This window comes from Anaeromyxobacter sp. SG64, from assembly GCF_022690745.1.
GTDB lineage: Bacteria > Myxococcota > Myxococcia > Myxococcales > Anaeromyxobacteraceae > Anaeromyxobacter > Anaeromyxobacter soli.
In genome coordinates this window covers 1-8,554 of record NZ_JALCZB010000138.1, presented here as the reverse complement: position 1 = coordinate 8,554, position 8,554 = coordinate 1, and the positions used below count along the sequence as shown (strand labels likewise).

Here is an 8,554-nt window from a genome sequence, read left to right as displayed (position 1 = left end):
GGGCCGCGCCCCTCGGGACGGCCGAAGCCGCCCCGCCCCGGCGCCGGCCGAGCGTCGGGCCGATAGACCGAGATCTCCCCGGAGCCTGCTCGCGCGGCGGCCGGCGACGGCGCGGCGATCACGCGCGACGGACGGAGAGGCCGGCCGAGGCGGGCCTCGATGGCGCGAGGCGCGGGGCCGCCCCACGCCGGAGCAGGAGACGGACGGGCGCCGCCCGGGACCGGGCGCGGAGCCGGCCGCGCCGGCGCGGGGGCGGTGCGGTCGAAGTAGTGGCGCGTGTAGCGGGGCGCGTAGGCGACGCTGTAGACGGGCACGGAGACGAAGCGGACGCTCGGCACGAACGTCCACCAGGTGTCGTAGAACGGATAGGAGGTCACGTACACGGACAGTCCTGGAGCGAGCGGCGCCCAGCCGACGACGTCACCGGAGAACCGCCAGGACACCCACGCCGGCGCCCACTGGTACCCCGGCACCCAGACCCAGCCGTAGAAGCCGTCGTAGGCCCAGCGCCCGTAGTGATAGGCGGCCCAGCCCCACGGCTCGTCCGACACCCAGAACCAGCCCTCGTTCGTCCACTCCCACCGGCCGTAGTAGTACGGGCGCCATCCGCCGGCCACGTGCGGCCGCCACACGCGCCCGTAGGCGCCGGCGGAGACCCACTCGCCGTACTGGCCCAGCGGATCGTAGAACGTGTCGAAGGTGACGCCGCCGGAGACGCCCACGTCCACCGAGACGTCGTAGTCGGGCGAGCGCTCGTCGGCCCACCGATCCCCGGAGTCGTCGTCCCAGCCGCCGTCCTGCGCGTGCGTCGAGAGCGGCGCGAGCGAGGTCGCGATCAGCGCGGCGATGAGCGTGTGGCGAAGCATGACGGTTCTCCTCGGAGGTCGGGCGCCGGAATGGCCAGGGTCCCCGGCGGGCTCCTCACCCGGATGACCTAGCAATCGGGATGCCGCGTAAATTCCACGGTTTCCCGGACGCTTGGCACCTCGCGCGCGGCGCATCGCGGCACACTGTGCGGCGCCGTCACCCCGCCCACCCTCCTGCCGGCCGCTACGCAGCCCCGAAGACACGGACGCCCCGGCCGAGGCGGCCAGGGCGTCGAGGGTGCATCCAGGACGGAAGACCGCCCTAGGCGAGCTTCTTCTCCTTCTCGAACGAGAGGAGCGGCGGCTCCTTGTTCAGGATCACGCCGTCCGTGATCTTGCACTCCTTCACGCCCTCCCGGTACGGCACGTCGTACATGATGTCGAGCATCGCCTGCTCGAGGATGGCGCGGAGGCCGCGGGCGCCGGACTTCCGCCGCATCGCCTCGCGGGCGGTGGCGCGCAGCGACTCCTTCGTGAAGGAGAGCTTCACCTTCTCGAGGTCGAAGAGCTTCACGTACTGCTTCGTGAGCGCGTTCTTGGGCTGGGTGAGGATCGTGACGAGATCCTCCTCGGAGAGATCGGCGAGCGTCGCGATGATGGGCAGGCGCCCGACGAACTCGGGGATCATCCCGAACTTCACGAGATCGGACGGCTCGACGCGCGCGAGGAGCTCGCCGAGGCTCGCCTCCTCCTTGCGCTCGATCTTGGCCCCGAAGCCGAGCGCCTTCACGCCGGCGCGGCGGCGGATCACCTGCTCGAGCCCGCAGAAGGCCCCGCCGACGATGAAGAGGATGTTCGAGGTGTCGACCTGGATGTACTCCTGCTGGTTGTACTTCTTGCCGCCGCGCGGGGTGACGTTCGCGCGCGTGCCCTCGATGATCTTGAGGAGCGCCTGCTGCACGCCCTCGCCGCCGACGTCGCGCGTCGGGGACGGGGAGTCGCCCTTGCGGGCGATCTTGTCGATCTCGTCGATGTAGACGATGCCGCGGGCGGCCTTCTCGACGTCGTAGTCCGCGGCGTGGAGCAGGTTCTGGATGATGTTCTCGACGTCCTCGCCGACGTAGCCGGCCTCGGTGAGGCTCGTCGCGTCCGCGATGGTGAACGGGACGTTGAGGAACCGGGCGAGCGACTGGGCGAGGAGCGTCTTGCCCGACCCCGTCGGCCCGATGAGGAGGATGTTCGACTTCTGGAGCTCGACGTCGTCCCCGCCTGGCCGCGCCTGGCCCGGTCGCTGCGGCCGCGCCGGCTTCTTGGAGTAGACGCGCTTGTAGTGGTTGTAGACGGCGACGGAGAGGACCTTCTTCGCCTTGTCCTGACCGACCACGTAGTCGTCGAGGAAGCTCTTGATCTCGGCCGGCGTCGGCAGCGAGACGGCGGGGCGCCCCTCGTCGCGCTCCGCCTCCTCCGCGATGATGTCGTTGCAGAGGCGGATGCACTCGTCGCAGATGTAGACCGTCGGCCCCGCGATGAGCTTGCGAACCTCCCGTTGCCCCTTCCCGCAGAATGAGCACGACAGGTTGCCGTGATGGTCTTTCCGGCTCACGCGATCCCTCGGTTCCACGATGTTACCACCAAGCCCCCGACCCCCGGAATTTGGGGCACGGTTCGAATATAGCCAGGTGCGTCCCGCACCGCCCCACCAACTCCTTCGGGGCGTCACGGATCAGCGGCGGAGCAGCGATTCGATCTCCCCTGCGAGGGCGCTTGCGCGCTCCGCGACCGGCCGGGGCACGGCCGCCTCCTCGCGACAGGCCTCCGCGAGGCGGCGCGCCTGCGCCGCGAGCCGATCGAGCCGATCCTCCTTGGGAGCGGGCGCCGGCGGGGCGGGCGGACCGAACCGCTCCGCGAGCTTGCGGTTCATGGTCGCGGGCGTCGGGGGGCGCTCCACGAGCACCTCGTCGCGGAGCTCGCGCCAGCCGGAGTCCGACAGCCGCCCCGCGGCCTCGGCGCGGGACAGCACCTCGATCACCTCGAAGGGCGGAGCGCGCCCGTCGCCCCGCTGCTTCGCGAGCTCGGGCTCGTGCCGCTCGAGGAACCCGTAGCTCGCGGTGAGCTTCTCGGCCGTCGCGCTCCGGATGAACAGCTCCTTCGAGCAGTACCGCTCGAAGCTCGGGTAACCCCACTCGCGCCAGCGCTCCTTGCGCTTCACCTCCACGAGCAGCCGGGCGAGCCCGACCCACGCGGTCTTGAAGCGCCGCGCGCCCTCCAGGACCTCGCGGCGGAAGGAGCCTTCCGGCAGGTCCTCCGCGCGGGAGGCGAGCTTCTCGGCGGTGGCCGTCATCGCCCGATCCGGAACGCGAGTGAGACCGTCGGCCGCTGCCCCGGGAACGTCTCGAAGTGCCAGCCGCCGAGCGCCTTCACGAGGCAGTCCTTGAGCGCGCCGGCGCGGAAGCGCGGCTCGTCGATCCAGAGCGCCGCCACGCGGCCGTCGTTGCCGATCGCGAACTCGATGGGCACGTCGCCGTGGAAGTCGGGCGAGCGCGTCGCCTCGTCGCGGAAGCACGGCACGAGCGTGCGCTGCTCGCGCGAGACGACCGCCTGGATCTTGCGCTCGTCGAACTGCGCCGAGACGAGCTCGCCGCCGTCGATCGCGCCGCCTGCCGCGCGGCGCGAGGACGCCGCGAGGCCGCCGCTCTTCTCCGGCGAGGCCGCGGGCGGGCGCGCGCGGCCGCCGCTCGCCCCGGGCGCCGGCGCGTCCATGGGCACCTCGACCATGTCGTCCGCCTCCGGCGCGCGGTGCTCGACGCCCACCCGCGCCGCCGAGGCGATGGAGATCCCGGCGCCGAAGTCCTCGAGCAGCGCGCTCGTCTCCGCCGGGCGCCGGGCGAGCAGGAACCCGACGACCGCCGCGCCGCCCACGAGGAGCGCGAGCGCGAGGGCCCAGCCGAGCGCGCGCCGGCGCCCGCGGCGCGCCGCGAGCTGGCGCGCTCCGGTGACCTCGCGCTCCACCCGCTGCGCCGCCGCCGCCCGCTTGGCGTGCAGGATGAAGAGGGGGACCTCGCCGACGGGACGCCAGCTGCCGTCGCCCGCGGACACCGAGGTCAGGGCGTCGAGCTCGCCGCGGTAGAGCATCGCGGCGAGGCCGCGCGAATCGACCGGGCCGAACACCTGGCCGCCCTTGCGGAACAGCCACTCGCCGCCCTGCAGGCGGGGGTCGTCGAGGAGGAGCGTCTCGTCTGTGCCGGGCGCCATCGGGGTGCGGGACTCGGATGAGGAGGTGGGTGGGGAGCGCACGCCGGAGGTGACGCAGGCGCGGCGGGCGTGGTGAACTTAGCACGAGGTGGAAAGGCGCTTCTACGCTCTGCGCGTCGCCTACGAAGGCGGGCGTTTCCGCGGGTTTCAGCGGCAGCCGGGGCTGCCCACGGTGCAGGACGCGCTCGAGGGGGCGCTCCTCGCCGCGGGCGTCAGGGCGACGCTCGCCGTGGCGGCGCGCACGGACGCCGGGGTGCACGCGCTCGACCAGGTCGTGAGCTTCTCGGCGCGCGCGGCGCTCGATCCCGAGGCGCTACGTCGCGCGCTGAACGCCGCCCTGCCAGAGGGGATCCTGGTGCGCGAGGCGCTGCGGGTCGGGCCGTCCTTCCACGCGCGGAACACCGCCCGCGGCCGCCGCTACGTCTACCTCGTCGGCGCGCCGCCGCCCGGCCCGCTCGCCGGGTACGCGTGGGCGCTCCCGGACCCGCGGGCGTTCCCGGCGCTCACCGAGGCGCGGCTCGACGCCGAGGCGATGCGGAGCGCGCTCTCGCACGCCGTGGGGACGCACGACTTCACCGGCTTCGCCCGCCCGGGAGAGCAGCGGGGCACGGTGCGCACCGTCACCCGGGCCGACGTGGTCACCGCGAGCTGGGCGCCGCTCCACGCCCTCGTCTTCGAGGGACACGGCTTCTTGCGCGCGATGATCCGCAACCTCGCCGGCACCGCCGTGGCGGTGGGGCTCGGGCTCGCGCCGCCGACCCTCGTCCGCGACCTCCTGCTCGCGCGCGGGCGGTACCGCGGCGTGCGCGCGCCCGGCTGGGGGCTCACGCTTGCCGCGGTCGTCTATCCGGACGGTTCGCTGCCCGCGCCGCCCGGTAGAGCTCCATGAAGACGCCGAACACCGGCGCCCGGGCCCCGGTGGCGACGCGCACCCGGCCGCCCGGGAGGCGCGGCGGCTCGGGCGGGGTCGAGCGTCCGTCCTTGCGGCCGGACGTCTCGGCCGTCACATCGCCCCCTGCTCGGGCGGGAGCTGGCCGTACTTGGCGAGGAGGTCGGCCACGGCCTCGCGCAGGTAGTCGGACTGACGGACCCGCGTGCGGCGGGCGAGGTTGCGGAGCTCGGCGGCGAACTGGGGGGGAAGCCGGACCAGCATCGGCTCGAGGCGCGCAGACGCGCTCGGGTCCTGGGCGGCAACGACGTCGGTCAGCTCGGCGGGCGTAGGCATGTGTAGGCTCCTTGCGACAACGGCTTACGTTTGCCTACACGCTACCACTCGATAGCCGCCTCGCAAGAAAGCGCACGTTCGACAGTTTTCTTGACAGGGGCGCCTCCGACGAGGGCCCCGGGGCCGACCGCCCTACCCCGCCACGACGGGCAGCGCGACACCGGCGAGCGCGTTCATGCGGCCCGACCGGAAGGGCTCCAGATCGAGCACGGCCAGCTTGAACCCCGCTGCCTTGACGGCCAGGGCGATCTCGGCGCGACGCTCGAACCCGCGGGCGAGCTCGCCCTCGGCGAGCTCCACCCGCCCGATGTCGCCGTGATGGCGGACGCGCAGGTCGCGGAACCCCAGGGCGCGGAGCCCAGCCTCGGCTCGCTCCACCTGCCCGAGCCGCTCGGGGGTGACCGGCGTTCCGTAGGGGATGCGCGAGGCGAGGCACGCCATCTGCGGCTTCGCCCAGGTCGGGAGCCCGTAGGCCTCGCTCCAGGCGCGCACCTCGTCCTTCGTGAGGCCCGCCTCCGCGAGCGGCGAGCGGACGCGCCGCTCCTCGGCGGCGCGGTGCCCCGGCCGGTGATCGCCCAGATCGTCGGCGTTGAAGCCGTCGAGCACGACGGCGAGCCCCTCGACCCGGGCCGTCTCCTCGCAGATCCGGAAGAGCTCGCGCTTGCAGTAGTAGCAGCGATCGACCGGGTTCGAGAGGTAGCCCGGGTCCTCCTGCTCGTGGCTGTCTCGCTCCAGGTGGCGGACGCCGAGCCGGGCGGCGAGCGCGCGCGCCTCCTCGCGCTCTGCCTGGGGAACCGACGGGGAGTGCGCGGTCAGCGCCACGGCGCGATCGCCGAGCACCTCTCGCGCGACGGCGACGACGAAGGTGGAGTCGACGCCGCCGGAGAAGGCCACGAGGACGCTGGCGCAGCCGCGCAGCGCCTCCTTCAGCCGAGCGAGCTTCTGCGCGGAGTCGCGGCGGAGATCTTCGAGAACGTTCGGCGACATGGCGCGGGACTTTTACTCGCTCGCGTCCGCGCGCGCAAAGCTCCGCGACCGGATCCGGGGGGTCGCGAGACGCGTCATGCCGTCGCCGAGGCCCGGGAGCCGCGGCGAAGGCGTACGTGCCGCCCGTGACGCCGCAGGCGCGCGGCTCGCAGCCGCTCAGCGGCGGCGCTTGGCGGTCTTCGTGGCCCTGCCGGCGACCTTCTTCGGCGCCTGCCTCGCCGCCGCCTTCGCGACGAGCTTCCGCCGGGCGCCGCCGCGAACGGCGCGGTCCGGCTTGCCCCGGCGCGGCCGGAGCCCGCCCGTGATCCGTCCGAACTCGGCCGGCCCCACGAGCCGCTGATCCACGAGGGCCTGGAACACGCGCGTCCCGGCCTCCTCGACGGAGAGCTGGTCGGTGTGGACCGTCACGTCCGCGTGGGTGGGCGGCTCGTAAGGAACGTCGACGCCGGGGACCTGCTTCAGCTCGCCGGCGAGCGCGCGGCGATAGATCCCCTGCGGATCGCGCTGCTGGAGCTTCTCCATCGAGCAGTCGACGAACACCTCGAGGAACCGGCGCGCCTCCTTGCGCAGGGCGTCGCGCGCGTCGCGGTAAGGCGAGAGCGCCGCGCAGACGGCGATCCCACCGGAGCGGGCCACCGCCTTCGCGACGAGCCCGAGGCGCGCGACCGCGCGCGCGTGGTCCTCCTTGCTGGCGCCGAGGCCCTCGAGCAGCACTGCGGCGTCGCCGTGCTCGTCGAGCAGCTCCACCGCGCGCCCCGAAGCCACGAGCCGCTTGGCGAGGTGCGCGGCGAGCGTGCTCTTGCCGGCGCGGTTCATCCCCGTCAGCCAGATGACGAAGCCGGTGGTGTGCGTGTCCATGGATCCTCCAGCGTCTCAGCTCGGTCGGCCGTCGCCCGGTCGCCGGGGGCCGATCCGTTCGAGCGCGATCTCGAAAGTATACCCTGTCGGATCCTGTCCCGCCAAACGGGTATTCCCTCCCCACCTATTGGCTTTCTTCAGTGTATCCGGCTCGTTGTGCAATGCGCCCCCCGGATGGGCGTTGCCGGAGGGTCAATTCTCGACGACGCGCAGGGGTACACGGGCCGAGAAATCGGCGCCGCGGTAGGCCTTTCTCCTCCCTCTGGCAGACGAGCAGCGCAGGCGAGGCGGCCCGCCGCAGCCCCGCCGCAAGCAGCCGGCGAGCGCCGCAGGAGGGATCACCCGAGCGGCAGCGACACGTCGCTACGTCGCGCCCGCGCCGGGGCCGCCGCACGCGCACCCCGGGAGCCGGCTCGTCGGTCGCGCCGTCGCGACGCCGCGGACGAGATCGATGCGTCGCCCGGGGGTGGATTCCGGGTTCGCGATCATGAGGACGAGCTCCGCCGCGCCCAGCGCAGAGAGCGCGGCGATGCCGGGCTGCGCGGGACGGCCCGCGCCGGCGGTCGAGCGGGCGCAGGCGTAGCAGGGCGCGCCCGGCGGCACGACCACGAGCGCCCCGCCCTCCGCGTCAGGCTCGACGACCACGTGGGGGATCCCCGCGCGCCGCGCGGCCTCCGCGGAGGCGAGCGCCTGCGGCCCGGAAGACGCGAAGACGAGCGTCGCGGTCGGCACGCCGCCTTTCGGATAGGGCTCTATCGAGACGAAGCGCGAGAGCGGGGCGAGCACGGCGCGCGCCGCCTCGACGCGCGGCGAGCCGACGGCGGATGGGGCGAAGAGCCAGCCGCTGGCGTCGCTCGGCGAGACGTCCTCGGCGTCCTCGATCCAGAGCCGCCCCACCCCAGCCTGCACGAGGTAGACGAGGCCGGCGGACGCGACCGCGTCCGCCCCGACGACCCGCACCCGGGCGCGCCCGAGCCGCTCCTGCGCCGCCTCGCCGAACCCCGGCACGAGGAGCTGCCGCGCGTACCGCTCCAGCCGTTCGTCGTTCACGCTCTCGACTCCCGTGAGCGCCGGGGCACCCGGCGCCCTCCTACGGCCACTCCGGCGCGGCGCCGGCGCCCTTCTCGAGGACCACGCGGAACGCCCCCGGCGCGCCCGCGAGCGGCTCCACCGCGAGCACGCGGTGGCCGTCCTCGGCCGCGCTCCTCGGCAGGTTCTCCACCGGCTCTCCCGCGGCGAGCCAGACCTCGAGCCGCTCTCCGGCCGCGAGGCGCTCGAGCGCGATCTTCGCCTTCACGTAGGTCATGGGGCAGGCGTAGGCGCGCACGTCCACGCGCGGCGGGGCGCTCGCGCTCACGCCGCGCCCTCGCCGCGAGCCGGCGCGGCGCAGGCGGGCGGCGCGGCCGCCTCGAGCGGCTGCGTGCCG

The 8,554-nt window shown here is 74.0% G+C and carries 10 protein-coding genes; 1 reads left to right on the top strand and 9 read right to left on the bottom strand.

Annotation, left to right across the window (positions count from 1 at the left end; genetic code table 11):
* The 4 genes from MNZ29_RS22660 to MNZ29_RS22645 all read right to left on the bottom strand — a co-directional run.
* Positions 1-866 (bottom strand): DUF6600 domain-containing protein (locus MNZ29_RS22660; RefSeq protein WP_374110853.1); only part of this gene is annotated, 866 nt, incomplete at its 3' end.
* A 262-nt stretch (positions 867-1,128) separates the two neighbouring features.
* Positions 1,129-2,409: an ATP-dependent Clp protease ATP-binding subunit ClpX gene (gene clpX, locus MNZ29_RS22655; protein WP_242341272.1), complete on the bottom strand. Its 1,281-nt coding sequence runs from the start codon at positions 2,407-2,409 to the stop codon at positions 1,129-1,131.
* 120 nt (positions 2,410-2,529) lie between these two features.
* Entirely contained in the window at positions 2,530-3,147 is a 618-nt protein-coding gene (locus tag MNZ29_RS22650; protein WP_242341271.1) for a hypothetical protein, read from the bottom strand.
* Positions 3,144-4,058, bottom strand: coding sequence for an AgmX/PglI C-terminal domain-containing protein (locus MNZ29_RS22645; protein ID WP_242341270.1), 915 nt, complete (start codon positions 4,056-4,058; stop codon positions 3,144-3,146). Before MNZ29_RS22645 ends, MNZ29_RS22650 begins: the two co-directional genes overlap by 4 nt.
* Positions 4,059-4,146: 88 nt before the next feature.
* On the opposite strand from MNZ29_RS22645, the gene truA reads away from it, so the two are divergent.
* Positions 4,147-4,947 (top strand): tRNA pseudouridine(38-40) synthase TruA, encoded by an 801-nt coding sequence (truA, locus tag MNZ29_RS22640; protein WP_242341269.1) that lies wholly within the window; start codon positions 4,147-4,149, stop codon positions 4,945-4,947.
* 114 nt (positions 4,948-5,061) lie between these two features.
* On the opposite strand, the gene MNZ29_RS22635 is transcribed toward truA, so the two are convergent.
* The 5 genes from MNZ29_RS22635 to MNZ29_RS22615 all read right to left on the bottom strand — a co-directional run.
* Entirely contained in the window at positions 5,062-5,283 is a 222-nt protein-coding gene (locus MNZ29_RS22635; RefSeq protein ID WP_242341268.1) for a ribbon-helix-helix domain-containing protein, read from the bottom strand.
* A gap of 132 nt (positions 5,284-5,415) precedes the next feature.
* Positions 5,416-6,270 (bottom strand): ATP-dependent sacrificial sulfur transferase LarE, encoded by an 855-nt coding sequence (gene larE, locus MNZ29_RS22630; protein WP_242341267.1) that lies wholly within the window; start codon positions 6,268-6,270, stop codon positions 5,416-5,418.
* A 156-nt stretch (positions 6,271-6,426) separates the two neighbouring features.
* Positions 6,427-7,128: an adenylyl-sulfate kinase gene (gene cysC, locus MNZ29_RS22625; RefSeq protein ID WP_242341266.1), complete on the bottom strand. Its 702-nt coding sequence runs from the start codon at positions 7,126-7,128 to the stop codon at positions 6,427-6,429.
* A 363-nt stretch (positions 7,129-7,491) separates the two neighbouring features.
* The gene (locus MNZ29_RS22620; protein WP_242341265.1) at positions 7,492-8,178 is read right to left on the bottom strand and encodes a ThiF family adenylyltransferase; all 687 of its coding nucleotides are present in this window, start codon (positions 8,176-8,178) and stop codon (positions 7,492-7,494) included.
* A 40-nt stretch (positions 8,179-8,218) separates the two neighbouring features.
* Positions 8,219-8,554, bottom strand: a 336-nt coding sequence (locus MNZ29_RS22615) for a sulfurtransferase TusA family protein (RefSeq protein WP_242356852.1), incomplete at its 5' end; no start/stop codon positions are given.